A 24,417-nucleotide genomic window follows, 5' to 3' on the forward strand; every position below is an offset into this window, starting at 1 on the left:
CTCGCTTGCCGCCTTCCTGCAACTCGAATTATTTAGAGTATAACAAACACAAAATTGGAGCGAAGAGATGTGTGTTTTCGGGGTTAATAACAGCTCACTTTGGGGGGCTAACGTATGAAAGTCACGCTGCCTGATTTTCGCCGCGCCGGTGTATTAGTCGTTGGTGATGTCATGTTAGACCGCTATTGGTATGGGCCAACCAGCCGGATCTCACCAGAAGCACCGGTGCCAGTTGTTAAAGTTGATACCATCGAAGAGCGCCCCGGTGGTGCTGCAAACGTGGCGATGAACATCGCATCCCTTGGCGCTATCTCTCGTTTAGTTGGGTTGACCGGCATCGACGATGCTGCGCGGGCGCTGACCAACAAGCTGAATGAAGTACAGGTGCGCTGCGACTTTGTTTCGGTGCCTACCCATCCAACGATTACCAAATTGCGGGTACTTTCCCGTAATCAGCAGTTGATCCGTCTGGATTTTGAAGAAGGTTTTGACGGTGTTGATCCGCAACCTATCTTTGATCGCATCCAGCAGGCGCTGCCACAGATTGGCGCACTGGTGTTATCCGATTATGCCAAAGGTGCATTGAACAGTGTGCAGCCGATGATCCAACTGGCACGTAATGCGAAAGTTCCAGTACTTATCGATCCTAAAGGCAGCGATTTTGAGCGTTATCGCGGCGCAACACTGTTAACCCCTAACTTATCTGAATTTGAAGCCGTCGTCGGTCACTGTAAAAATGAAGAAGAACTGGTCAGCCGTGGCATGAAGCTGGTGGCTGACTTTGAGCTTTCAGCTCTGTTGGTGACTCGCTCCGAACAAGGGATGACACTGCTACAACCGGGGAAACCCCCATTACATCTACCCACTCAGGCGCAGGAAGTGTTCGATGTGACCGGTGCGGGTGATACGGTGATTGGGGTATTGGCTGCGGCACTGGCTGCGGGTAATACGCTTGAAGAGTCATGCTTCCTGGCTAATGCTGCCGCCGGTGTCGTTGTTGGTAAGTTAGGTACCTCAACGGTTTCACCGATTGAGCTGGAAAATGCCATCCGTGGTCGTGCGGAAACCGGTTTTGGGGTGATGGATGAGCAACAACTGAAAAAAGCCGTTGCGCAGGCCCGTCAGCGTGGTGAAAAAGTGGTCATGACCAATGGCATTTTTGACATTCTCCATGCGGGTCATGTCTCTTATTTGGCTAACGCCCGTAAGCTGGGTGACCGCCTGATTGTGGCAGTGAACAGCGATGCCTCTACCAAACGCTTGAAAGGCGAAAAACGGCCAGTTAACCCACTTGATCAGCGCATGATTGTATTAGGTGCGTTGGAAGCTGTGGATTGGGTGGTGCCGTTTGAAGAAGATACGCCGCAGCGCTTAATTGCCGATATTCTGCCGGATTTGCTGGTAAAAGGTGGTGATTATAAGCCGGATGAGATCGCGGGCAGTGCCGAGGTTTGGGCCGCAGGCGGTGAGGTTAAAGTACTGAATTTTGAAGATGGAGTTTCCACCACCAATATTATTCAGTCAATCAAGAATGGCCGAGGCTAGTAGGTGGGTGGACTAAAACAGGAGTTGAGTCTGGCACAGGGAGTCGGGTTGCTGTCCACTTCACTGCTGGGAACGGGCGTTTTTGCCGTTCCTGCATTGGCGGCGATGCTGGCCGGAGACGACAGTCTATGGGCCTGGCCGATATTAATTATACTGGTTTTCCCGATTGCTATCGCGTTTGCTGCGCTAGGCCGCCATTTCCCTAGTGCCGCAGGGGCGGCCCACTTTGTGACAATGGCCTTTGGCCCGAAGTTGGGGAATGTCACTGGTTGGCTATTCTTGTCTGTTATTCCTGTTGGTTTACCCGCCGCCTTGCAAATTGCTGCCGGTTTCTGGCAGGCAACATTCGGCTGGAGCGATACTGGGTTGCTGATGGTGCAACTGGTCACTTTGCTGGTTATTTGGTTGCTTGGCACGCGCAGTGCAGGTTCCAGCGCCAATGTGCAAACATTGATAGCATTACTGGTCATTGCGCTGGTGGTGGCTATTTGGTGGCAGGGTGAGATTCATCCATCACAGATACCTTGGCCAAAGCTACAAGATATTTCTCCGCCGAATATGTTCAACGCGTTGGCCGTAATGTTCTGGTGTTTTGTCGGATTAGAAGCCTTTGCACATTTGGCGACAGAATTCCGCCATCCCGAACGTGATTTCCCACGCGCACTGATCGTTGGCTTACTCGTTGCTGGTGCGGTGTATTGGGGCTGTACCGTGGCGGTGTTGCATTTCCATGCTTATGGCGAACAACAGGCGGCTGCGGCGTCGTTGCCGGGCATTGTAGTGCAACTTTTTGGTCAGCATGCACTGTGGATAGCGTGCATTATTGGCTATCTGGCCTGTTTTGCCAGCGTCAATATCTATACCCAGAGTTTTGCCCGCATGGTGTGGTCGCAGGCGCAGGTTCGGCCTGAAAGCAAACTTGCGCAGCTTTCTGCCGGGCAAACGCCGGTTAACGCACTTACTGCCGTGGTGGGGAGTTGCCTGGTATTTGCGTTACTGATTTATTGGCTATCGCTGCCACTGGACCTGCTGATTGTTTATGCCAATGGCATTTTTGTGCTGATTTATTTGCTATGTATGCTGGCGGGGATTCGCTTATTGAGCGGGCGCTCGCGGGTGATGTCGGTGATTGGCAGTATTCTGTGTTGTGTATTGCTGGTGATGATAGGTTGGAAAAGCTTATACGCTTTACTGATGTTTTTCCTATTGTGGGTGCTGCTTTCCAGAATGCGGCCAGCGGCGATATCCTCGTAAACTCAGGGCGCGATATCGAACTGCGCCCTGATTATCACTACTGACATGCGACCAAGCGTTACTCGCCGGTTTTGTCATCACCGCTGTTATCATCAATAACGGCTGGGACGTTGTTGAATTTGGCTTCCAGCTCTGTCACGCGTTGTTCCAGTAACGCCAGTTTTTCTCTGGTGCGTAGTAACACTTGAGTTTGTACGTCGAACTCTTCACGATTAACCAAATCCAGTCGTGTTAATTGCGATTGCAGCACCAGACGAATTTTCTTTTCGACGTCTTCCCCGAATTCGCGAATTCCTTTCGGCATAGACTCATGCACCTGGCGGGCGATTTGTTCAATTTTTTTCGGGTCAATCATGATATTTCCCTAATGAGATGGATTACTGCTTATTAGTGTAATGCCTCACGTTGATTGTATAAACCTCCAAACATCTACATTTTGGTAATTGCCCAGACGAATCAATAGCGCTATAGTCATAGGGCTTATTCTCAGGGCGGGGTGCAAGTCCCCACCGGCGGTAAATTGTGGTGCGGCATATCTGTGTCGTGGTGCAAAAGCCCGCGAGCGCTCACGTTGTTTCTCTTGTTAAAGAGGGCAAGGTAGAGGTCAGCAGACCCGGTGTGATTCCGGGGCCGACGGTTATAGTCCGGATGGGAGAGAGTAACGGTATCTGCCGGGCTTATAGCTCGCTTGCGTTATTTCGGCTATTTCTATTTATATATGAAGCAATGTTATATATGAAAGAGTGGCCTTTTACTCCTCAAGACCGCCCTGATTCTGGTAATCCATAATTTTAATGAGGTTTTTTACCATGAATCAGACCCTTCTATCAGATTTTGGCACGCCTGTTGAGCGTGTAGAACGTGCTGTCGACGCGCTGCGTAATGGCCGTGGCGTTATGGTGTTAGACGACGAAAGTCGAGAAAACGAAGGTGATATCGTCTTTGCAGCTGAAGCAATGACTGTTGAACAAATGGCACTGACCATCCGCCACGGTAGTGGCATTGTGTGTCTGTGTATCACTGACGAACGCCGCCAGCAGCTTGATTTGCCGATGATGGTGACCAATAACTCCAGCCAGTTCCAGACGGCATTTACCGTGACAATTGAAGCGGCTAAAGGTGTTACGACCGGCGTTTCTGCGGCTGACCGTTTGACGACTATTCGTGCGGCCATTGCTGACAACGCTAAACCTGCTGATCTTAACCGCCCGGGCCATGTATTCCCGCTGCGTGGTCAGGTAGGCGGCGTATTATCGCGTCGTGGTCATACCGAAGCCTCTATCGATTTGGCAACACTGGCGGGCTACAAGCCAGCAGGTGTGTTGTGTGAACTGACTAATGACGATGGCAGCATGGCCCATGCGCCAGAGGTTATTGAGTTCGCTAAATTGCATGATATGCCGGTAGTGACAATTGATGACCTGGCTGATTACCTCCAGTCTCAGGCAAGAAAAGCCAGCTAATAGAGTGGCGATATCAATGGATATTGCCTGCTGATGGTGTTGGTTTAAACACCGGGTTGCCTCTATTTTCCTGAATAGAGTGCGGCCCGGTTATTTCCTATCATGTCTTGACCCCTAAGTTAACCCTTCTCTGACTTTCCCCATTCAATTTTATTGAATATCTTCATCACTGTTATCTGGCTGTGCAATGAAAAAAAAGCGCGTAATGTATTTCTTATGATTTCAAGCGCCATTTTCTCTCTTAACAGTAAGGATTTCTTATGAACAGCTCTCGTATGCCTGCACTGTTTCTCGGCCACGGTAGCCCGATGAACGTGCTGGAAGAAAACAGTCACACTCAGGCATGGCGTACGTTGGGTGAGACTTTACCGCGTCCTAAGGCGATTCTGGCCGTCTCCGCCCACTGGTATACCCGTGGTACCGCAGTGACGGCAATGGAGCAACCTCGGACTATCCATGATTTTGGTGGATTCCCTCAGGCGTTATTTGATACCGAATATCCAGCGCCGGGTTCACCGGATCTGGCAGCACAAGTTCAGCAATTATTGGCACCTATCGTTGTGCGGGCTGATACCAGTGAATGGGGATTGGACCACGGTAGCTGGGGGGTATTGATTAAAATGTACCCTGAGGCTGATATTCCGGTGGTGCAATTGAGTATTGATGGTACGCAACCGGCGGCTTATCACTATGAGTTAGGTCGCAAGCTGGCAGTGCTGCGGGAGCAGGGCGTGATGATTGTCGCCAGCGGAAACGTCGTGCATAACTTGCGTATGGTTAGATGGCAGGGTGATAGCAGTCCTTATCCTTGGGCTGAATCTTTCAATCAATTTGTGCGAGACAACCTTAACTATCAAGGTGATAACCATCCTTTAGTGAACTTTATGCAACATGAAGGGGCTGCGCTATCTAATCCGTCACCAGAGCATTATCTACCACTTTTGTATGTGTTGGGGAGCTGGGACGGCGTCGAGCCGATTTCGATTCCCACTGATGGAATTGAGATGGGATCGCTCAGTATGTTGTCGGTAAGAATTGGATAGTTCGACGTTATAAAAAGAAAGGTTTGAACTGATAAAGTCAGCGAGCCAGGGGGTGACCACTCCTACGGGCGTTCAGGCGGTTTACACACTTGTATTTGAAACTAAAAGTAGCCCCAACGGAGTGTTTCCCCTTCATTTGACCTTGTCAGCAGTCTGAGGGAAAGCGAGTGCTTTCCCTTAAATTATGCGCAGCCTTAGCCCAAAATAATATGCGGGTAAAAACGCGACAGATCTTGGGTAATCAGTTCTCTGTCTTCACGCAAACCAATGCCACAGGGTTGATCATTCACTAGCCAGCTACCTATCAGGGTATAGCTGTCGCCGAACTTAGGCAGCGGATGGAATTGCTGCACAATCATGCCTTCTTCCCCGTATGGCCCGTCAACTCGGGCAACTTCTTTACCGTTTTCCACTATCTGGATATTGGCACCTTCCCGTGAGAACAGCGGCTTGGTGACATAATGGTCCATCTTCGGATGGTCATCTTCGGCAAAGTAAGCAGGCAACAGGTTAGGGTGATTTGGGAACATCTCCCACAGCAGCGGCAATAAGGCTTTATTAGAGATTATGCTCTTCCACGCAGGTTCCAGCCAGCGCACGCCAGCATCTTCCAACTTGGTTGAGAACATTTCACGGAACATAAACTCCCACGGATAGAGTTTGAACAAATTACTGATAACCTGATTATCCAGGTCAGTAAATTGGCCTTTCTCTCCTAAGCCGATCTCTTCCATAAACATGAATTCAGTTGGCAGACCTGCTTCCAGCGCGCAATCTTGCAAATATTGAACCGTGCCACGATCTTCTTCACTGTCCTGACAGCAGGCCAGATGCAGTAAGCTAAAACCATGGTTATCACGCAGGTCGACAAAGCGCTCAATCAACTTCTCTTGCATGCTGTTGTATTGATCAGAATCCTGACTCAAATTGCCTGCGTTGATCTGATCTTCCAACCATAACCATTGGAAAAAGGCGGCTTCATACAATGACGTTGGGGTGTCCGCATTGTTTTCCAGCAGTTTTGCTGGATTGATGCCGTCATAGGCCAGATCAAGGCGAGAATAGAGCGATGGCTGATGAGTTTTCCATGAGCTACGAACAAAATCCCAGCAGTGTTTTGGAATGCGGAATTTTGCCATCAGTTGATCGCTATTCACCACTTTCTCAACCACTTGCAGACACATCTGATGCAATTCTGCGGTAGTTTCTTCCAGCTCTTCAATCTGTGCCAGTGTGAATTCGTAATACGCATCCTCACACCAGTACGGCTCGCCATACATGGTGTGGAAACGGAAACCGAATTCAGTGGCTTTCTCGCGCCAGTCTGGGCGTTCGCTAATCGCTAAACGTTTCATTAATCAGACCTTAACCACCCATGCTGCGTGTGCTGGTTTTAGATGATGTCGCGGCACTACGTTGCATAGAAGACTGCTTAGCCACGGACTCACCAAAGCCACCACGAGTGATAGTGTTGGTTACCGCAGGCTTGGGTGCCATGGCGGTTCTTGGCACGTTCATGGTGCGGCCAGTGGTGGCTGAACCAAAGTTTTTACCTGTCGCATCAACAAACTTGCCATTCGCTGGGCTATTTGGCGCTTTCGATGTGAATAGTGGCTGGCTTGCACCACCGCCCATCATCCGGCCCATCATATAACCGGCCATTAATGGCATCCACATACTGCCACTTTGTTGTGGTGCGGCCGCCGTGGTTTCGCCAGAAGATGATGAAGATGTTGGTACCATGCCAGCTTGAGCAGGAGCCTGAGTACACTGAGATTCACCAAACTCTGCCACACAGTCTTCGCGGGTCGCATATTTTGGTGCAGTTTTAGCCGCTTCTTGTAATGCCGTGTTGTAAGCGGTGGTACATTCCGCGCTCTTGGACGGATTCGCCTGAGAGCAATCATCAGCATTTTGATACAAAGAGACGGTTTCATCGGTTTTTTCACAGCCAGCCAGCATAAATACAGCACTGACAGCTAAAGCTACGGGCGCAAGACGGTAATTGCGCCAGGATTTACGGAAAGTCTCTTGATTGATGTTTTGAGTCCGTTTCATCATTATTTATCTCATTTCAGGGCTTTTGTGCCCTTTCCCAGTAAGTACGCTCTAGAATAGGGGAAAGATGTACGAAATTAAAGCGTGGGGGCTTGCCAGCGGCAGACTTTACAAAGCTATACGAAATGCTGCGAGTAGCTTCGCTTTTTTCATTGGCAAAAAGTGCTTGGCAGCGAAGACGTAGGGCATAGAAACCGGGCACAGCCTGATGCTGCACCCGGAGAGTCCGAGTCCGTAAAAATCAGTTACGGAATGGATTGCCACTACGCGCCGCTGCTGGTGCTGCGGTAGCTGGTTGGCTTACAGAAGTAGCACGCGGTGCTGATTGAGCACTTTCGCCATCAGCATAAGCATTCTGGTTGGCATTGTCCGGTGCGAGACTGGTGGCTGAAGTTGGCACTGGCTTGTCCAATACGCCATTCAGTTGCATCAGATCGTCCATATTCAATGTCCCCAACGCGGATTGGATGTTTAACTGATTAATCAGATAGTTATAACGCGCGTCAGCTAATTGCTGTTTGGATTGATACAAGTTAGTCGTTGCAGTCAATACATCCAGAATAGTACGGGTACCCACCTGGTATCCGGCTTCCATGGCATCTAATGAACTTTGGTTGGAAATGACCACCTGCTCATAAGCCTTGATACTACTGATGGAGGCTGAAATATTATTGAATGAGGAGCGTACAGTTTGCACCACACTACGGTGCGCACTTTCTAGCTGTTCACTGGCACCGACGAAATTGTACTGTGCTTGTTTCACCGCAGAATTGGTGGCCCCGCCGCTATACAGTGGCAAACTCAGTTGCACACCAATTTGGTTTTGCCCAGCATCATTATTCACTTGCTGGCTGGTTGGTGACCCCCCACTGTAACGTGTATTGGTTACAGAAGATGAGGCGGTCAAATCGACCGTCGGCATATAACCGGTTTCTGCTGACTTAATTTGCTCACGAGCCAAATCTTGGCTCAAACGGGCAGAAAGCAAGGCAAGGTTACGTTTTTCAGCTTCTTTCAATAAGTTAGTAACTGCTTGTGGGCGCTCAGTCTTCAAGCGACTCACATTCAGTGATGCCAATTCAGGATAATAAACACCGGTGATCTGGCGCAGGTTTTCCAACGCGTTATCCAAATTGTTACGGGCAGTCACTTCTGCTGCTAACACGGTATCGTAGCTGGCACGGGCGTTTTGCACATCGGTAATTGCGACTAAACCTACATTAAACCGCTGGGTCGTTTGGTCCAACTGGCGATAGACCGATTGCTTCTGTGCTTCGGTGTAAGACAGGCTATCAATCGCTCTGAGTACGTTGAAATAGGCTGTTGCTGTGTTCAGGATCAGTGCCTGTTCGTCGGTCTGGAATGTGACATCCTGAATACCCGCCGCCTTTTCCTGTAAGGTCAGGGCGCGCCATTTAGACATATCAAAAATAGTTTGAGTCAGTTGCAGGGAGCCTGATGTCGCGTTGCTATCCGGGCTATCGGATGCATCACGGAAACCATTAGTATGGCTGTAACCTGCACCCAAACCGAGCTGTGGTAACAGCGGGCTGCGAGCTTGATTAATTTTTTCATATGCAGCATCGCGGTCAGCAGCCGATTTGCGTAAATCCGGGTTACTATCCCTGGCTTGCTTATAAACTTGCAGCAAGTTCTCTGCCTGGCTCATGGTACTGAAACCAGCCAGACTCAGCCCGATAAGAAGGGGGAGCAGTTTCTTCATTTGCAGTCCTTGTTGTGCAGCATTTGTGCGGCAATTTTACTATGGTAGCTGTCGATAGACGATATTGTTGCCGATTCTATCAGAGTCTGCCAATGGGATAAGGTGGCTGATTGTGCCATCTCGCCTTAATTTACTTAAATCTATCACAAAGCTAAATGAGTATTCAGACAACTCATCTGTATCGAGCTATCTTGGTCAAATAATCTTTATCAAAATCATTTCTATCGGCTAACTCTATGCCTGCTATTTTAAAATCCTGTATACCCGTCATACTGCAAGCTGCATGTGCGTTAGCTGCTTTCGTTAACCCCAGTCACTTACTTATGTAAGCTTATGGGGATTATGAGCCTCACCCTACGGGCCAGCGCAGGCGCTGTGCAAAATGGTTTACAACCAATTTGTCGCTCAATTGCCGCCTTCCTGCAACTCTAATTATTTAGGGTATAGCCTGTGTAGTTTGGCTGTCATCAAAAATCACAATTAAGCTTGGATACTTAAGTAAGGAGAACAGTTAATGACGTCAGTACAATCTTCACCGGTGACCTTTGACAAGAATGATGTGGAAATTATTGCACGTGAAACACTTTACAGTGGTTTTTTTTCACTGAATTTATACCGATTCCGCCACCGCCTGTTTAACGGTGAAATGAGTGGTGAAGTTAAGCGTGAAATTTTCGAGCGTGGCCATGCCGCGGTGTTGTTACCCTATGATCCGGTGCGTGATGAAGTGGTATTGGTTGAGCAATTACGGATTGCCGCCATTGACAGTAGCCCGTCACCTTGGTTATTAGAAATGGTAGCCGGAATGATTGAAGAGGGTGAAACCGTTGAGGCGGTCGCCCGTCGCGAGGCGCAGGAGGAAGCCGGAATTGACATTGGCCGCTGTAAGCCGGTGCTCAGCTATTTAGCCAGCCCCGGGGGCACCAGCGAACGTTTGTCTATTATGGTGGGCGAAGTTGATGCGACAACGGCGAAGGGCATTCATGGCTTGGCCGACGAAAATGAAGATATTCGAGTGCATGTTGTTAGTCGTGAACAAGCTTGTCGTTGGGTTGAAGAAGGTGCTATTGATAACGCAGCCTCAATCATTGCATTACAATGGTTGGCGTTGCACCATCAATCGCTGAGAGCAGAATGGCAGTCATAAAGAGAAAAAATAATGAGTAAGCGCTATACACCTGATTTCCCTGAGATGATGCGGATATGTGAAACTAACTTCGCACAATTGCGTCGTTTGATACCTCGCGTCGATGAAGTGGGCGAAAACGTGGCTTATCAGGTTAATGGCGGCAGTTATAGGCTGACAATTATTGAGTCAACCCGCTACACTTCGGTAGTAGAGATTGTGCAAACCGAGCCTGCGGTGAGTCACTGGAGCCTGCCATCGATGGTGGTGCGGCTTTATCATGATGCACAGGTCGCGGAAGTGTGTGCCAGTCAGCAGATCTACCGCTTCAAAGCAAGTTATGATTATCCGAATAAAAAGTTGCATCAGCGGGACGAAAAGCATCAAATTAACCAGTTTCTTGCTGACTGGTTGCGCTATTGTTTGGCGCATGGAGCGGTGGCAGTTCCGGTTTGTTAGACAGACTTATAACCTTGCCTACAGAGAGTGAAGAATCGTGATAATTCTGGTTGGGAAGGGTGCAAAAACAAGGACACCATTTGGAAAGCCTGTTTAAACTGCCTATGGCGAGTGGGGCCAAAGTCAGAATTTTACAAATAACAGATACCCACCTCTTCGCAGGTGAACATGAGACCTTGCTGGGTGTGAATACGTCCCGCAGTTATCGCGCTGTGTTGGATGCGATTATTGCTGAGCAACATCCATTTGATCTGATTGTTGCAACCGGTGATTTGGCGCAGGACCATTCGGTTGCTGCCTATCAAAATTTTGCGAAGGGTATTTCCCGTTTGCCGGCGCCTTGCGTATGGCTACCCGGTAATCACGATTTTCAACCGGCGATGGTAGATGCACTGGCGGATTCAGGCATTGCGCCTTCGAAGCAGGTTCTGGTTGGTGATAACTGGCAAATTCTGTTATTGGACAGTCAGGTATTCGGTGTTCCTTATGGTGAACTGAGCGATTATCAGTTGGAGTGGATGGAGCGTTGTCTGGTGGCTTACCCAGAACGCTATACGCTGATTTTATTGCATCATCACCCAATGCCATCCGGCTGCACTTGGCTTGACCAACACAGTCTGCGTAATGCGCATATGTTGGCGGCAGTGCTGGTTCGTTATCCGCGTGTTACCACCTTATTGTGTGGCCATATCCATCAAGATTTGGATCTCGATTGGTATGGTAAACGGCTGCTGGCCAGCCCTTCTACTTGTGTGCAGTTCAAACCGCACTGTACTAATTTTACGCTTGATACTGTGGCCCCGGGATGGCGCTACCTCGACTTACTGCCTGATGGAATACTTGAAACTGAGGTTCGTCGGTTAGCCAGTGATGAGTTCTGCCCGGACATGGACTCGGATGGTTATTGATGAGTACGCTTCTTTATATTCACGGCTTTAATAGCTCCCCCAGTTCGCTCAAAGCAACCACCTTTAAAAGTTGGTTGCAGCAGCACCATCCTCATATTGAGATGCTGACACCGCAATTACCGCCGTATCCGGCACAAGCAGCAGAAATGTTGGAAAACATTGTGATGGATAAAGCGGGGCAATCTATTGGTATTGTTGGTTCTTCCTTGGGCGGCTATTTTGCTACCTGGCTTTCCCAGCGTTTCAGCATTCCTGCGGTGGTTGTTAACCCGGCAGTGCGGCCTTTTGAGCTGCTCAGTGATTATCTGGGCGAGAATGAGAACCCCTACACAGGTCAACAATATGTGTTAGAGTCTCGACATATTTACGACCTGAAGGTCATGCAAATTGAAAAGTTGGAATCCCCAGATTTACTCTGGTTATTGCAACAAACCGGGGATGAGATCCTCGATTACCGTCAAGCGGTTGCTTATTACACCCCTTGCCGGCAAACAGTAGAATCAGGTGGAAATCATACCTTTGTTGGCTTTGATCACTATTTCTCCCCGATTGTAACTTTTTTAGGGCTAGCGACTGCCTGATAACAGGCCGTATATGTGCCACCGATACAGCAGGTTTGGTATTACTACAATTTTGGTATTACTACCGTTGGGTATCGTTACTACAGTGGGTATTGCACTGGGGCCGAGATGGCCCACCAGGCATGTCACCGCCAGCCTTCCAACCATTAGCCGAATATTAATCAACCATGACTGAATCCAGCTATAACGCTGATGCCATTGAAGTACTCAGCGGTTTAGAACCAGTGCGTCGTCGTCCGGGCATGTATACGGATACCACGCGGCCAAACCACCTTGGTCAAGAGGTGATTGATAACAGCGTCGATGAGGCGCTGGCGGGCCATGCCCGGCGTATTGACGTTATTCTGCACGCCGATCAATCGCTGGAAGTGACTGATGATGGCCGTGGTATGCCTGTTGATATCCATCCAGAAGAAGGTGTTCCCGCCGTTGAACTGATTATGTGTCGGTTACACGCAGGCGGCAAATTCTCGAATAAAAACTATCAGTTCTCTGGTGGTTTGCACGGTGTAGGCATTTCAGTTGTGAATGCTTTATCCAAGCGAGTAGAGGTCACGGTGCGCCGTGATAGCCAAATCTACAGTATCGCCTTTGAAAATGGCGATAAAGTGCAGGAACTACAAGTTATCGGGACATGCGGTAAGCGCAATACCGGTACCAGCGTGCATTTCTGGCCGGATGTCTCATTCTTCGATAGCCCACGTTTCTCGGTTTCGCGTTTATCCCATTTGCTGAAAGCGAAAGCCGTGTTGTGCCCCGGCGTAGAAATCGTCTTTAAAGATCTGGTGAATAATACCGAGCAGCGTTGGTGCTATGCCGATGGCCTGACCGATTATCTGATGGAAGCTGTTGATGGCTTGATTACCCTGCCAGAAGCACCGTTTGTCGGCTCTTTTGCCGGTGATACTGAAGCGATTGATTGGGCGCTGTTGTGGTTGCCAGAAGGCGGTGAACTGTTGACAGAAAGCTACGTCAACCTGATCCCCACCATGCAGGGCGGAACTCACGTCAACGGTTTGCGTCAGGGTTTGCTGGATGCCATGCGCGATTTCTGCGAATACCGCAATATTTTGCCCCGTGGTGTCAAACTTTCGGCCGATGATATCTGGGAACGCTGTGCTTATGTGTTGTCAGTAAAAATGCAGGACCCACAATTTGCCGGCCAGACGAAAGAGCGGCTCTCCTCACGTCAGTGTGCTGCTTTTGTGTCCGGTGTGGTAAAAGATGCCTTCAGCCTATGGTTGAATCAGAATATACAAGCGGCAGAACAACTGGCTGAATTGGCCATTTCCAGTGCTCAGCGCCGTATGCGTGCGGCAAAAAAAGTGGTGCGTAAGAAGCTGACCAGCGGCCCGGCATTGCCCGGTAAATTGGCGGATTGTACTTCGCAGGATCTGAGCATGACCGAATTATTCTTGGTGGAAGGGGATTCCGCCGGTGGTTCGGCTAAACAGGCACGTGATCGTGAATATCAGGCGATCATGCCGCTGAAAGGCAAGATCCTAAATACCTGGGAAGTTTCGTCAGATGAAGTGCTGGCCTCGCAGGAAGTACACGACATCTCGGTAGCCATTGGTATCGATCCAGACAGCGAAGATTTGAGCCAACTGCGTTACGGTAAAGTTTGTATCCTGGCGGATGCGGACTCCGATGGTTTGCATATTGCCACCCTGCTGTGCGCCCTGTTTGTGCGTCACTTCCGGGCGTTGGTGCGCAACGGTCACGTTTATGTGGCGATGCCGCCACTGTATCGCATCGATTTAGGCAAAGAAGTGTTTTATGCCTTGGATGAAGAAGAGAAAGCTGGTGTTCTGGAACAACTGAAACGCAAACGCGGGAAACCCAACGTTCAGCGCTTTAAAGGGCTGGGTGAAATGAACCCGTTGCAGTTACGTGAAACGACTCTCGATCCGAATACCCGTCGTCTGGTGCAATTGACCATTGGTGATGATGATATTGATAAAACGCTAGCAATGATGGACATGTTGTTAGCGAAAAAGCGTTCCGAAGATCGGCGCAATTGGCTGCAAGAGAAAGGGGATACCGCTGAAATCGAAGTTTGATCGATGGCAGGGTTTAATAGATGAAAGTGACGTTAGAAGAGTTGCAGGCATTTACCTCGGTAGTTGACTGCGGCTCGATTACCGCGGCGGCAGAGCAACGTAGCCAGACCACATCGGGTATCAGCCGTGCATTGAGCCGATTGGAGCAAAAGCTAGCGACCACTTTGCTACGCCGCACCACCCGCCGGTTGGAATTGACCGAAGAGGGCGAGCTGTTTCTCAGCCATGCACGCCAGATTCTTGGCGCGGTGGATGATGCTGAGGAACAGATTGCTCTGCGGCGGTTGAAGCCTGCTGGTCGGTTGCGAGTGAATGCAGCAGCCCCCTTTATGCAGCACGTTATCGTGCCGATGATCAGCGGCTTTCGCGCCTTATATCCGCAAATCATTCTTGAACTGAATACCGACGATCTTAATATCGATCTGTTGGAGCAACGTACTGATATCGCGATCCGCATTGGTGCTTTGCGCGACTCCACTATTCATGCACGTTTGCTGGGTGCCAGCAGGGTGCGTATTCTTGCCAGCCCCGACTATCTGCAATGTCACGGTACCCCGCACACTATTGATGACCTCGCAAATCACAGTCTGCTCGGTTTCACTCAGCCTGAATTCCTTAATCAATGGTCGCTACCTCATTTGCCAGGCGGGCATTCGTCGATTATCCCGAATTTAGCGGCTTCCAGCGGCGAAACGCTACGTTTATTGGCTTTACAGGGTGAAGGGATCGTCGAACTCTCTGATTTTATGACGCGTAAAGATCAACTGGCGGGGCATTTGGTTGAAGTTATGGCGGATCAAACTCTGGAAACCTGGCAACCGATCAATGCGGTGTATTATCGCAATACACAACTTGCCGCGCGGATTACCTGTTTTCTCGATTATGTGAGTGAGCAGATTCAGTTGCAGGGGAGCCATTGGCTCAGATATTAGCGGCTAACACCGCTGCAACTTCAAGCCAGAAGGGTATTAGCCAAAGTAATTGGAGTTGCAGCAAGGCAGCAAACGAATGAATCCCGATGAAGCTTACTCAAGTAAGTGATTCGGGTGAGTGAGAGCGGCTAACACCGCTGCAACTTCAAGCCAGAAGGGTATTAGCCAAAGTAATTTGAGTTGCAGCAAGGCAGCAAACGAATGAATCCCGATGAAGCTTACTCAAGTAAGTGATTCGGGTGAGTGAGAGCGGCTAACACCGCTGCAGCTTCAAGCCAGAAGGGTATTAGCCAAAGTAATTGGAGTTGCAGCAAGGCAGCAAACGAATGAATCCCGATGAGCTTACTCAAGTAAGTGATTCGGGTGAGTGAGAGCGGCTAACACCGCTGCAGCTTCAAGTAAGAAGGCTAAGATAAAATGTGAATGTTCACATCCAACACATCATCCTTAATCACTTCACGGTGTTGATGCATATGTTCCATCTGCAAATGTAACTCCAGATGATGCACACTTTGCCACTTCTCCAGCATGAAAATAGAGTCCGGCGAGTTCTTTTGCCAGTCAAGCTGGGTGGGAACGTCAACCATCGGCACATAACCGCCACAACCTTCCTCGGCCAGTACCGCCGGAATAAGCTTCTCAATTGCCTGTAATACTGCCTGACGGCGCCCTGGTTTGACTTTGATTTCTGCAAAAACGGTAATCATTACTGCCTCTATTTATCTCTGATAGGAAATCAAACGGCCTGATAGTTAAAGTTTTCGGCTAAATGCTGACGATAACGGCTGATGTCACCTTCAATGTCTGGTTGTTTAATCACATCATTACACATAAATGTTGGCAGAGGTTCCATACCAAGGAATTGGTTCGCTTTATGGAAATGCAGATAAACACCGTCAACGCCCACCCCATGGAAGAACTGTTTCGGGTCATTGAACGCTGCAAGTGGTGCGTTCCAGGTGACTGACAGCATGTAAGTTTTACCCTGAATCAAACCGCCAGAACCATAGCCTTTAGTGGCATCAGAACGGGTACGGCCATCACTGGCATACAGTTTGCCGTGACCTGCGGTAAAGACGTCATCAATATATTTTTTCAGGATCCACGGCTCACCCATCCACCAACCGGGCATTTGATAAATAACGGTATCGGCCCACAGATATTTTTCAATTTCACTTTCAATATCATAGCCTTCATCAACCGTGGTGATTTTCACCTGATGGCCGTTTTCACGTAGAAAGTCGGCAGCGACATTCGTGAGCGTGAGGTTAAGCGCCCCTTTGGAGTGCGCAAACGCTTTCATGGCGTTAATAATTAATACATTACTCATTGATATAATCCTTGTGAAACGGTGGGCTAATAACCCAAAACAGCGGCCTACCCGGAATGCTGAGTATGCTAATGGTTTTTACGCGAGAGAAAAATGGACAATAATGCACAACACTATTGCTAAATAAGCAACAAAACCCTCTATTTAAACCTTTTAAGCTGTAAATGTGCGAAGCTCCCCGCATTGGATTTCATATGACAGAAACAGCAGAACAACAGTTTTGAGGCAGCTCTCAGAACGAAGTTAATACCTGGTAGCATATAGCTGCGTACCAAGTTATAGCGGTACACTGCTTGTCTTTTAGCGACACTCGTTTACTCAGGTCAGCGCCATTATGTCCCCTCATACTTTGCTCGTGATTGATGATGATGAAGAGATCCGCAGCTTGCTGACGGAATACTTCACTAAAGCGAATTTTCGTGTGCTTTCGCTACCTGATGGCGAACATTTGCTGACAACATTGAAGCAGGAGTCCGTGGATTTAGTCATTTTGGATGTCATGTTGCCTGGTGATGACGGCTTCACCCTTTGCCGCAAAGCACGGCAAGTATCGGCAGTGCCGATCATCATGTTGACGGCGGCATCTGATGAAAGTGACAAAGTGATTGGGTTAGAGCTAGGCGCAGATGATTATCTGGCTAAACCGTTCAGTGCCCGCGAGTTGCTGGCGCGAGTTAAGGCGTTATTACGCCGTAATCAAATTGTGCAAAGCCCTGGCATTGAGGCACGATTTTTGTGTTTTAACGGCTGGAAACTGGATTTAGTCCGGCGGGAGCTTATTGATCCGCAAAAGCAGAGTGAGCCGTTGTCGGGGATTGAATTTACGTTGCTCTCGTTATTTTTACGTCATCCCAATCAGATCCTCGACCGGGATCAAATCTCTGAGATAACCCGCCGACGGGAAAATAACCCTTTGGAGCGGGGGATTGATGTGCAAATCAGCCGCTTACGTCAGCGTCTACAAGATAGCCAGCGCTTACTACTGCGTACCCTGCGTAATCAGGGTTACATGCTGTGTTGTGATGTTACCCGTGAATATTGATTCGGGCCGTTATGTCCGTTGGCTACAGGATATGTTCCGGCCACTCTGGCCGCGTTCACTTTTGAGCCGCATGCTGTGCATGCTGGTGATTGCCCTGCTGCTGGCAGAAAGTATCTCTGGTTCAATTTGGTACCGTCAGTTTAGTCTGCGCAATCAGGCCAGTCTGGAAAGTACTATCAAAGGGCTGGTGCAAGGGATGCTGACTAGCTACAACTTTATGTCATCTCTGCCGTATAACTATCGCCATTTAGTGTTGCAACAACAATTGGCGTTAGGTGGCTCGCAGTTTTTTATTTCGATCAATAACCATGTATTGGATGAAGTGCAATTGCTGAACAGTCAGGCCGCCAGAACCGTGGTCTCGCAGGCAAAACAAGAACTGCGAACACAATTAGGGGAACGGCAGGCGGCGATTATCTCCCTGACACCCGCAGATCAACTGAAAGTTTTTAACGCTGGAGTTCTGGTTGATAATCTCCCCCCTGCCTGGGTACGTTTTGGTATCACTACATCCCATAAAGATGCGCCAGTATTAGTCATTCAGTTACAACTGAATTCCAATGAATGGCTGTTTCTGGCAGCACCACTGCCACCGCCTTATGATCAGTTAGAAAGCCCGTTGTTTAGCCTGCGTCAGGTCGGCTTTACCCTGTGTAGTTTGCTTCTGGTTTTACTTTTTACCTGGTGGCTGATTCGGCGTGAACTGAAACCATTAGCACGGCTAGCCCATGGCGCACTTGAACTCAATAGTTCACTGGACAGTGAACCATTGCCAGAGGAAGGCAGTGCAGAATTGGTTACCGCGACCCGTTCTTTCAATCAAATGCAAAGCCGTCTGCGCGCTTACCTGCATAATCGTGAAATGCTATTTACCGCTATCAGTCATGACTTGAAAACCCCGCTAACCCGCCTACGGTTGCGGGTAGAAATGCTAGAAGATGAGACTTTGGGGAAAAAATTTGAACGGGATGTCGCTGACTTGGAAATGATGGTCAAAGGCGCACTGCAAAGTATGAAGGATACTGATTTACATGAAAATATGGAGTCCATAGATATCATGAATTTGCTAAGGCAAACGATGGACGCCTATCTCAATGTTACTGTTTCCGGTAAAGCCAGCCCGATCTTTGGCCGCCCTCTGGCGATTAAGCGCCTACTTAATAACATCGTGGAGAATGGGCTGAACTATGGGCAGCGAGTAGAAATAATCCTGTCAGATCACCGAGATTACATCATGCTGTTTATCCGTGATTTTGGCCCCGGAATTCTCGAGGAGCAGTGGGAGAAAGTATTTAAGCCTTACTATCGTTTGCAACAGGATAACCGTGGCAGTGGGTTGGGGCTTGCTATCTCACGTAGCATTGCCAGAGCACATGGTGGTGAAGTGACATTACGTAATCATCCCGCCAGTGGGCTGATAGTTGAAGTCCGTTTACAACGCTATAACTGAGTCTAATACGCATGTTAAAGACACTATCTCTTATTTTTCTGCTGTTGGTCGCGACCAATGCCACTGCCGTTAACGTTGAAGTCCTGCATTATTGGACTTCATCCAGTGAGCAGGCGGCACTGTTATCGGTAAAACAGGCGCTGGCCGAAAAAGGGGATAACTGGCAAGATTTTGCTGTTGCTGGTGGTGCAGGAGAGAGTGCATACAGTGTATTGCAAACGCGTGCTATTGCCGGTAACCCTCCCGGGGCGGCGTTACTAGAAGGTAAGGCTATTGAGGAGTGGGCCAGACTGGGTTTTCTCTCTAGCCCTTATACGCCGGAGCAAACCGTTGAGTGGGATCAGGCTTTGCCTCTCGCCATCAAAGCCAACATTAAATATCGTGGTGAGTATGTTGCCGTACCGGTAAACATACATCGTATCAATTGGATGTGGATTAACCCGAAACCTTTCGCCAAATTGAAATTAGCCGTACCTACCACATGGGATGAGTTTTTTGCCGTAGCCGATAAGTTACAAGCTGCCGGGTACATTCCATTGGCACATGGCGGGCAGGCATGGCAGGACGCCACGGTGTTTGAGAATCTGCTGTTAGGCATGGAAGGCGGGGAATTCTACCGCCAGGTGTTTATGGAACAGCGCAGTAGTGCCATTACCAGCGAGAAGATGGTGCGAGTGCTGGAAAAGTTTCGCAAGCTTAAAGGTTATATCGACCCCGATGCCGCCAATCGTCCGTGGCATGAGTCGGTAGAAATGCTGCGCAGTGGTAAAGCTGCCATGATGATTATGGGCGACTGGGCCAAAGGCGAGATGATGCAGGATGGTGATAATCCCGGCCAAGCGTTTTTGTGTGCGCTGGCTCCCGGTACTCAGGGCTATTTTATTTATAACACGGACAGCTTTGCTATTTTGCAGCAAAACGGTAATCCAGTCGTGGTATCGGGCCAGCGCCATTTGGCTGATGTACTGATGGATAAGCAGTTTCAGGTTACGTTTAATAAACTAAAAGGCTCGATCCCCGCCCGAATGGATGTTTCTTTGCAGGATTTTGACTCCTGCGCGCAGCAGTCAGGCAAGGCGTTCCGTCAGGCGGAGGCCTCGGGTAAATTGCTGCCGAGTATGGCGCATTCGATGGCGACAGATGCACAAACCAAAGAGATCTTCTTCCACGTACTGAACTCCTTTTTTATCCATCCAGAGCAGACTCCGCAGCAGGCTGTGCAGCAGCTCAATACTGCCTTAATCGCGGTAAAATCTTAAGTTCAAGGCGTCAAAGCAGTACGCGCAAAATTAGAGAGTGCGAAAATAATTAGACCGTTAGCAATGTTAGCCAATGCTATTTAGCTTTTCCACCACCTCAGCGGAGAGTATCAATTCAGCACTGGCCAGGTTCTCCTGTAAATGTTGCGGTGATGACGTGCCAGGGATGAGCATGATATTTGGAGAGCGTTGCAGCAGCCAGGCAAGCGCAACCTGCATTGGCGTGGCCCCCAGTGACTGTGCGACTTCACTGAGTTGTGTCGACTGCAATGGTGTGAAGCCACCGAGCGGGAAAAAAGGAACCCAGGCGATATTCTGTGCAGCAAGCTCGTCGACAAGTAGGTCGTCATTGCGATTTGCCAGATTATACAAGTTCTGTACGCAGACAATGGGGGCGATTTTTTGGGCATCGGTGACCTGTTTTGCTGTCACGTTACTCAATCCAATATGGCGAATCAGCCCTCGCGCTTGCAGTTTGACCAGTGTCTCAAGGGGGGCGGCCAAGGAACCTTCTGCCGGTTGGTGGACAGCAAACATGCTACGCAAATTCACGACTTCCAACACATCAAGCCCAAGGTGACGTAGATTATCTTCGACCGCGCGGGTGAGTTCATCGGCGCTGAATGCCGGTAGCCAGTTCCCCGTCTTATCGCGTAGTGCGCCCACCTTGGTAACAATACACAGATCATTAGGATAAGGATGGAGGGCTCGTTTAATTAATTGGTTAGTAATATGCGGCCCATAAAAATCACTGGTATCAATATGTTGGACCCCTGATTTGATAGCGTCGCGCAACACCTGAATCGCCTGAGATTCATTCGAGGGTGGGCCAAATACACCTGGGCCAGCCAGTTGCATCGCGCCATAGCCGAGGCGATTAATCTGCCGATCGCCAAGTCGATAAGTAAGAGTACGTTGTGACATGGGATATCTCCTGAGTAAGTAACGCAATGATTGTAGCTGGCTTATAGCTGTGCAACTATCTGGCTAAATGAAGACAAGTTGTACGGAGTGGCGGACAATGCAAATTGATATTGCACTGCTTCATGCGGTGGTCGCGGTGGCAAAAGCTGGCGGATTTCGTGAGGCTGCACGCATGATAGGCAGTAATCCTTCGTATCTCAGCGATGCGGTGCGGCGGGTGGAACAGCAACTGGGTGTCCGGCTATTTCATCGAACCACTCGAACGGTGGCATTGACTGAGGTAGGTAGAGCACTGATGGAGCGGTTAATGCCTGCGATGAGCGAAGTTGATGCTGCACTGGATATTGTTAATCGCTTTCGTGATACCCCGTCGGGCACATTACGTCTAAATGTCCCTGTTAGTGCTGCGCGGCTGGTGTTGCCTGCCATTGTTCCTACTTTTTTGAAACGTTATCCAGACATTCAGTTAGAAGTGGTGGCCGAAAGCAACGTGCAGGACGTATTCCGTGATGGCTGCGATGCGGGTATCCGCTATGATGAATGTCTCGAGCAGGATGTAATTGCGCTTCCGATAGGAAAACGTCAGCAGCGCTTTGCTGTTGCCGCAGCTCCTGAGTATCTCGACCTGCATGGTCGGCCGGAACATCCGAGCGAACTCCTTAACCACCTCTGTATTCGTGGCCGTTATGCCAGCGGCATAGTGCCTGAATGGGAGTTTGAGCGAGACGGCGAGGTGGTGCGAGTTAAGCCAAATGGCCCGCTAATGGTTAGCATTGGTGCTGCCGTTGACCTTGCGGTGGCAACGGCGATTGCTGGCGGTGGGATAATCTATCTATTTGAAGAGTGGCTGCGACCCGCGATTGAACGTGGCGAACTTGAAGCAATTCTAACCCCCTGGTGGCAGCAGTTTTCAGGCCCATATCTGTACTATCCCGACCGTCGTCTTATCCCTTCACCACTCAAAGCGTTTATTGATTTTATCCGCGAACTAAATGGTTAACCATTTAGCGCCGCCATTATCTGGTGTCTGAAGCCAACCGGGTGATCATCAGGGTCTTAAGATAATCCGTCGCTTGAGTTTCAGCCCCCTGATCTATTTTGAATTATGGGATTATTAAATTCCCTCCGGCTCGTCATTTTCCTCATTGTTGGGTGTTTCACTGTCAACGACAAAATGAACGATTCCCCGCTTTCCCGCCGCCAGTGCCTGTTGAACCAATTCGCGGGCTGTAGGGATTTCATCTCGGTCTAGCACTGTTTCCGCCAGCATCTGCATATTGGTACCAGTAATCACTTCAAATTGAGGTTGATGCACACTCAATTGGACTGCACTGCGAAATGGGGAGCCCCCGAGCAAGTCGGTGAAGAACACCACACCGTGCTCAACAGGTAATGTATCCAGTGCCTGCTGTAACGCATGGTCTAGCTGTTGAGTACTCATACCCACCGGAAAGTCGACCGCAATGATTTGCGGTTGTGGGCCAATGACTTGTTCCACCGCGTTATACAATCCACTGGCAAAACGCCCATGGCCGGTGATGATAATGCTTACCATAAAAGGTCCTTGGGCGCTGGCCGTTAGCCAGCGCATTAAAGATTGAGACTGATTGAGGTGCTACAACACACCGAGCCATGACAGTGCGATAGACAATACAAAAGTCACCAGAATGAGCGTAACCGGGCTGACTTTCTTGGCGCGCAACAGGTAATACATCAGCAAGGTGTAGACCATGGGCAGCAGATTTGGGAAGACTTTGTCAAAGAAGGCTTCCTGAATAGAGACCTCGTGGCCCGCGGTCACCGCGACTTTTGCCGCCACGGTAATATGGACATACGAAGCAATCAGCCCACCAACGACTGTCACACCAAGGATGGTCGCTGCTCTGGAAATAGCCCCCGAACTGGCACGCAGTTTATCGATGGCTCTTACCCCCAAGGTGTAGCCCAGATGGGTCCATACCACGCGCAGTAAAAATAGCGCCAGATAAACCACGAAGAAGATGATTGGCCCCAAAATACTGCCCTGACTGGCAAAAGAGGCACAAACCCCCGCGACAATCGGCAATAAAGTGAACCAGAAAATAGCATCACCAATTCCCGCCAGTGGCCCGAACAACGCCACTTTCAACCCTTTGATCAGGTCTCGACTTTCGTGGCGTTCCTCCAGAGAGATCAGTAACCCCATCAGGAAACCAACCGCATTGGTGTTGGTATTAATAAACTCCAGATTATCTTTCATGGCGGCAGACAGAGCGGCTTTGTCATTGCCATAAATCTTCTTCAGCAACGGGGCTTGTGCACTAGCAAAACCAGTCGCCTGCATACGTTCGTAGTTAAAACCGGACTGTAACAGTGCTGACCGAAAACCCAATTTGGTGATATCCCGGCGCGTCAACTTGGTGGTTGGTTCAGTGTTGGTATCTGTCGTTGTTGGCAAGGTATTAGATTCCATCATTCATCTCCTCAGGAGCGGCAGCAGCATGGGCGGCTTTTTTCTGTTGGTTGTAATATTCGTAGATAGCGAAAGCCGTTCCCAGTAGCGCAACAGGCAACAGATTCTGTACCGGTATAAAGGTGACAAACAGGAAACCAATAATAAAGAAAGGGGTGAACGGGGTTTTCATCATAACTTTCAACAGTAAGCCGAAACCAACCGCAGGCAAGATACCACCGGCAACCTCAAAGCCATGAGTCAACCAGACTGGCATTGATCGTACCAGGCTTTGCATCGCGCCCTGTGAAACGTAAGCGCACAAGAATGTCACGGCGGCATAAGTCACAGCAACAATGGCGGTTAACAACAAGTTCAGCCGCCCGAGAGCTGCGCCATCAGCTTCTTCTGCATAACGGTCAGCCTTCTGCATAAAGAAGGAAAATGCTGAGTAATAGAACAAAATGATGTATTGCATTAAGAAGCTAAAGGGCAGGCCCAGTCCGATGGCCGTTTTCGCGTCGACACCGGTGCTGTGGGCAATCACGGTCGTCATAATACCTGCCAACACTGGGTTTGGTGGTTGGGTACCGCCAATCGGGGTCAGGCCAGTAAAGGCCAGTTCGGTCAATGCACCGGTAATCAAACCCGTTTGGATATCACCGAGAATGGCACCCGTTAAGGTACAAACGATTAGCGGGCGGAAGATATACAACGCTTCCAACCAAAAATCGATCCCGACAATCAGTGCCATGATTGCCAGCCCAATACCTTGCATCATTGTTATTTCATGCATAAATAATTCCGTCACCAAAGGCGTTGTAGG

24 protein-coding genes and 1 riboswitch are annotated in these 24,417 nt (G+C 49.3%); of the genes, 14 read left to right on the forward strand and 10 right to left on the reverse strand.

Annotated elements, in window-relative coordinates; all coding sequences use genetic code 11:
• The first annotated feature begins 114 nt into the window (after positions 1-114).
• Entirely contained in the window at positions 115-1,545 is a 1,431-nt protein-coding gene (gene hldE / locus V2A84_RS21855) for a bifunctional D-glycero-beta-D-manno-heptose-7-phosphate kinase/D-glycero-beta-D-manno-heptose 1-phosphate adenylyltransferase HldE (RefSeq protein WP_050086680.1), read from the forward strand.
• Between the two features lie 3 nt (positions 1,546-1,548).
• On the forward strand, positions 1,549-2,799 hold the full coding sequence (gene yjeH, locus V2A84_RS21860; protein WP_083162374.1) for an L-methionine/branched-chain amino acid transporter: 1,251 nt from the start codon (positions 1,549-1,551) through the stop codon (positions 2,797-2,799).
• Positions 2,800-2,857: 58 nt separating this feature from the next.
• Here the strand turns inward: yjeH and ubiK are convergent, their stop codons facing one another.
• A complete protein-coding gene (gene ubiK, locus V2A84_RS21865; RefSeq protein ID WP_083162376.1) occupies positions 2,858-3,154 on the reverse strand; it encodes a ubiquinone biosynthesis accessory factor UbiK in 297 nt (98 codons plus the stop codon).
• A gap of 123 nt (positions 3,155-3,277) precedes the next feature.
• Positions 3,278-3,463, forward strand: a riboswitch (FMN riboswitch).
• 145 nt (positions 3,464-3,608) lie between these two features.
• On the opposite strand from ubiK, the gene ribB reads away from it, so the two are divergent.
• The gene (gene ribB, locus V2A84_RS21870) at positions 3,609-4,262 is read left to right on the forward strand and encodes a 3,4-dihydroxy-2-butanone-4-phosphate synthase (RefSeq protein WP_083162378.1); all 654 of its coding nucleotides are present in this window, start codon (positions 3,609-3,611) and stop codon (positions 4,260-4,262) included.
• Between the two features lie 260 nt (positions 4,263-4,522).
• Entirely contained in the window at positions 4,523-5,305 is a 783-nt protein-coding gene (ygiD, locus tag V2A84_RS21875) for a 4,5-DOPA dioxygenase extradiol (RefSeq protein WP_083162379.1), read from the forward strand.
• 194 nt (positions 5,306-5,499) lie between these two features.
• Here the strand turns inward: ygiD and V2A84_RS21880 are convergent, their stop codons facing one another.
• The 3 genes from V2A84_RS21880 to tolC form a co-directional block, all read right to left on the reverse strand.
• Positions 5,500-6,660 carry a glutathionylspermidine synthase family protein gene (locus V2A84_RS21880; RefSeq protein ID WP_083162380.1) on the reverse strand — a complete coding sequence of 387 codons (1,161 nt, stop codon included), beginning with the start codon at positions 6,658-6,660 and terminating at the stop codon, positions 5,500-5,502.
• Positions 6,661-6,670: 10 nt separating this feature from the next.
• A complete protein-coding gene (locus V2A84_RS21885; protein WP_083164047.1) occupies positions 6,671-7,363 on the reverse strand; it encodes a DUF1190 family protein in 693 nt (230 codons plus the stop codon).
• Between the two features lie 241 nt (positions 7,364-7,604).
• Positions 7,605-9,086, reverse strand: a complete 1,482-nt coding sequence (gene tolC, locus V2A84_RS21890) for an outer membrane channel protein TolC (RefSeq protein ID WP_083162381.1) — start codon at positions 9,084-9,086, stop codon at positions 7,605-7,607.
• A gap of 514 nt (positions 9,087-9,600) precedes the next feature.
• On the opposite strand from tolC, the gene nudF reads away from it, so the two are divergent.
• From nudF to V2A84_RS21920, 6 genes are all read left to right on the forward strand, one after another.
• On the forward strand, positions 9,601-10,233 hold the full coding sequence (nudF, locus tag V2A84_RS21895) for an ADP-ribose diphosphatase (protein ID WP_083162382.1): 633 nt from the start codon (positions 9,601-9,603) through the stop codon (positions 10,231-10,233).
• A 12-nt stretch (positions 10,234-10,245) separates the two neighbouring features.
• Entirely contained in the window at positions 10,246-10,671 is a 426-nt protein-coding gene (locus V2A84_RS21900) for a DUF1249 family protein (protein WP_050086674.1), read from the forward strand.
• Between the two features lie 80 nt (positions 10,672-10,751).
• Positions 10,752-11,579 carry a 3',5'-cyclic-AMP phosphodiesterase gene (gene cpdA / locus V2A84_RS21905; protein ID WP_083162384.1) on the forward strand — a complete coding sequence of 276 codons (828 nt, stop codon included), beginning with the start codon at positions 10,752-10,754 and terminating at the stop codon, positions 11,577-11,579.
• Positions 11,579-12,160 carry an esterase YqiA gene (gene yqiA / locus V2A84_RS21910; protein WP_442849056.1) on the forward strand — a complete coding sequence of 194 codons (582 nt, stop codon included), beginning with the start codon at positions 11,579-11,581 and terminating at the stop codon, positions 12,158-12,160. The genes cpdA and yqiA overlap by 1 nt, the downstream gene beginning before the upstream one ends.
• A 167-nt stretch (positions 12,161-12,327) precedes the next feature.
• On the forward strand, positions 12,328-14,223 hold the full coding sequence (parE, locus tag V2A84_RS21915) for a DNA topoisomerase IV subunit B (RefSeq protein WP_050086669.1): 1,896 nt from the start codon (positions 12,328-12,330) through the stop codon (positions 14,221-14,223).
• 20 nt (positions 14,224-14,243) lie between these two features.
• Positions 14,244-15,155, forward strand: coding sequence for a LysR family transcriptional regulator (locus V2A84_RS21920; protein ID WP_083162387.1), 912 nt, complete (start codon positions 14,244-14,246; stop codon positions 15,153-15,155).
• A gap of 407 nt (positions 15,156-15,562) precedes the next feature.
• Here V2A84_RS21920 and V2A84_RS21925 read toward each other — a convergent pair whose 3' ends face one another.
• Complete coding sequence (locus V2A84_RS21925) at positions 15,563-15,862, reverse strand: putative quinol monooxygenase (RefSeq protein WP_083162388.1); 300 nt, start codon at positions 15,860-15,862, stop codon at positions 15,563-15,565.
• Positions 15,863-15,891: 29 nt separating this feature from the next.
• The gene (locus V2A84_RS21930) at positions 15,892-16,485 is read right to left on the reverse strand and encodes an NAD(P)H-dependent oxidoreductase (protein WP_083162389.1); all 594 of its coding nucleotides are present in this window, start codon (positions 16,483-16,485) and stop codon (positions 15,892-15,894) included.
• A 334-nt stretch (positions 16,486-16,819) separates the two neighbouring features.
• Between V2A84_RS21930 and V2A84_RS21935 the strand changes: the two genes are divergently transcribed.
• The 3 genes from V2A84_RS21935 to V2A84_RS21945 are packed head-to-tail and all read left to right on the forward strand — an operon-like array spanning position 16,820 to position 20,236.
• Complete coding sequence (locus tag V2A84_RS21935) at positions 16,820-17,527, forward strand: response regulator (protein WP_442820475.1); 708 nt, start codon at positions 16,820-16,822, stop codon at positions 17,525-17,527.
• Positions 17,508-18,977, forward strand: a complete 1,470-nt coding sequence (locus V2A84_RS21940) for an ATP-binding protein (RefSeq protein ID WP_227746580.1) — start codon at positions 17,508-17,510, stop codon at positions 18,975-18,977. The genes V2A84_RS21935 and V2A84_RS21940 overlap by 20 nt, the downstream gene beginning before the upstream one ends.
• An 11-nt stretch (positions 18,978-18,988) precedes the next feature.
• Positions 18,989-20,236, forward strand: coding sequence for an ABC transporter substrate-binding protein (locus V2A84_RS21945; RefSeq protein ID WP_083162390.1), 1,248 nt, complete (start codon positions 18,989-18,991; stop codon positions 20,234-20,236).
• A gap of 66 nt (positions 20,237-20,302) precedes the next feature.
• Here V2A84_RS21945 and V2A84_RS21950 read toward each other — a convergent pair whose 3' ends face one another.
• Positions 20,303-21,160, reverse strand: coding sequence for an aldo/keto reductase family oxidoreductase (locus V2A84_RS21950; RefSeq protein WP_083162391.1), 858 nt, complete (start codon positions 21,158-21,160; stop codon positions 20,303-20,305).
• 97 nt (positions 21,161-21,257) lie between these two features.
• Here V2A84_RS21950 and V2A84_RS21955 point away from each other — a divergent pair, with 97 nt between their 5' ends.
• A complete protein-coding gene (locus tag V2A84_RS21955) occupies positions 21,258-22,160 on the forward strand; it encodes a LysR family transcriptional regulator (protein WP_083162392.1) in 903 nt (300 codons plus the stop codon).
• 114 nt (positions 22,161-22,274) lie between these two features.
• On the opposite strand, the gene agaF is transcribed toward V2A84_RS21955, so the two are convergent.
• From agaF to agaC, 3 genes are read right to left on the reverse strand one after another with little or no spacing between them, the layout of a single operon-like run.
• The gene (gene agaF, locus V2A84_RS21960; RefSeq protein WP_083162393.1) at positions 22,275-22,715 is read right to left on the reverse strand and encodes a PTS galactosamine/N-acetylgalactosamine transporter subunit IIA; all 441 of its coding nucleotides are present in this window, start codon (positions 22,713-22,715) and stop codon (positions 22,275-22,277) included.
• 60 nt (positions 22,716-22,775) lie between these two features.
• Positions 22,776-23,612 carry a PTS galactosamine transporter subunit IID gene (gene agaD, locus V2A84_RS21965; protein ID WP_193784865.1) on the reverse strand — a complete coding sequence of 279 codons (837 nt, stop codon included), beginning with the start codon at positions 23,610-23,612 and terminating at the stop codon, positions 22,776-22,778.
• Positions 23,602-24,387, reverse strand: a complete 786-nt coding sequence (gene agaC / locus V2A84_RS21970; protein ID WP_083162397.1) for a PTS galactosamine transporter subunit IIC — start codon at positions 24,385-24,387, stop codon at positions 23,602-23,604. Before agaC ends, agaD begins: the two co-directional genes overlap by 11 nt.
• Positions 24,388-24,417: the final 30 nt, after the last annotated feature.

Origin of the sequence: Yersinia sp. 2553 StPb PI (assembly GCF_052217105.1) — a bacterium.
GTDB lineage: Bacteria > Pseudomonadota > Gammaproteobacteria > Enterobacterales > Enterobacteriaceae > Yersinia > Yersinia enterocolitica_E.

Coding starts and splice junctions, on each gene's coding strand:
- V2A84_RS21920 (WP_083162387.1), top strand. CDS start 14,244: ATGAAAGTGACGTTAGAAGAGTTGCAGGCATTTACCTCGGTAGTTGAC.
- V2A84_RS21935 (WP_442820475.1), top strand. CDS start 16,820: ATGTCCCCTCATACTTTGCTCGTGATTGATGATGATGAAGAGATCCGC.
- V2A84_RS21900 (WP_050086674.1), top strand. CDS start 10,246: ATGAGTAAGCGCTATACACCTGATTTCCCTGAGATGATGCGGATATGT.
- tolC (WP_083162381.1), bottom strand. CDS start 9,086: ATGAAGAAACTGCTCCCCCTTCTTATCGGGCTGAGTCTGGCTGGTTTC.
- V2A84_RS21950 (WP_083162391.1), bottom strand. CDS start 21,160: ATGTCACAACGTACTCTTACTTATCGACTTGGCGATCGGCAGATTAAT.
- V2A84_RS21925 (WP_083162388.1), bottom strand. CDS start 15,862: ATGATTACCGTTTTTGCAGAAATCAAAGTCAAACCAGGGCGCCGTCAG.
- ribB (WP_083162378.1), top strand. CDS start 3,609: ATGAATCAGACCCTTCTATCAGATTTTGGCACGCCTGTTGAGCGTGTA.
- agaC (WP_083162397.1), bottom strand. CDS start 24,387: ATGCATGAAATAACAATGATGCAAGGTATTGGGCTGGCAATCATGGCA.
- V2A84_RS21945 (WP_083162390.1), top strand. CDS start 18,989: ATGTTAAAGACACTATCTCTTATTTTTCTGCTGTTGGTCGCGACCAAT.
- nudF (WP_083162382.1), top strand. CDS start 9,601: ATGACGTCAGTACAATCTTCACCGGTGACCTTTGACAAGAATGATGTG.
- ubiK (WP_083162376.1), bottom strand. CDS start 3,154: ATGATTGACCCGAAAAAAATTGAACAAATCGCCCGCCAGGTGCATGAG.
- V2A84_RS21885 (WP_083164047.1), bottom strand. CDS start 7,363: ATGAAACGGACTCAAAACATCAATCAAGAGACTTTCCGTAAATCCTGG.
- V2A84_RS21930 (WP_083162389.1), bottom strand. CDS start 16,485: ATGAGTAATGTATTAATTATTAACGCCATGAAAGCGTTTGCGCACTCC.
- agaD (WP_193784865.1), bottom strand. CDS start 23,612: ATGGAATCTAATACCTTGCCAACAACGACAGATACCAACACTGAACCA.
- V2A84_RS21955 (WP_083162392.1), top strand. CDS start 21,258: ATGCAAATTGATATTGCACTGCTTCATGCGGTGGTCGCGGTGGCAAAA.
- hldE (WP_050086680.1), top strand. CDS start 115: ATGAAAGTCACGCTGCCTGATTTTCGCCGCGCCGGTGTATTAGTCGTT.
- parE (WP_050086669.1), top strand. CDS start 12,328: ATGACTGAATCCAGCTATAACGCTGATGCCATTGAAGTACTCAGCGGT.
- agaF (WP_083162393.1), bottom strand. CDS start 22,715: ATGGTAAGCATTATCATCACCGGCCATGGGCGTTTTGCCAGTGGATTG.
- V2A84_RS21940 (WP_227746580.1), top strand. CDS start 17,508: ATGTTACCCGTGAATATTGATTCGGGCCGTTATGTCCGTTGGCTACAG.
- V2A84_RS21880 (WP_083162380.1), bottom strand. CDS start 6,660: ATGAAACGTTTAGCGATTAGCGAACGCCCAGACTGGCGCGAGAAAGCC.
- ygiD (WP_083162379.1), top strand. CDS start 4,523: ATGAACAGCTCTCGTATGCCTGCACTGTTTCTCGGCCACGGTAGCCCG.
- yqiA (WP_442849056.1), top strand. CDS start 11,579: ATGAGTACGCTTCTTTATATTCACGGCTTTAATAGCTCCCCCAGTTCG.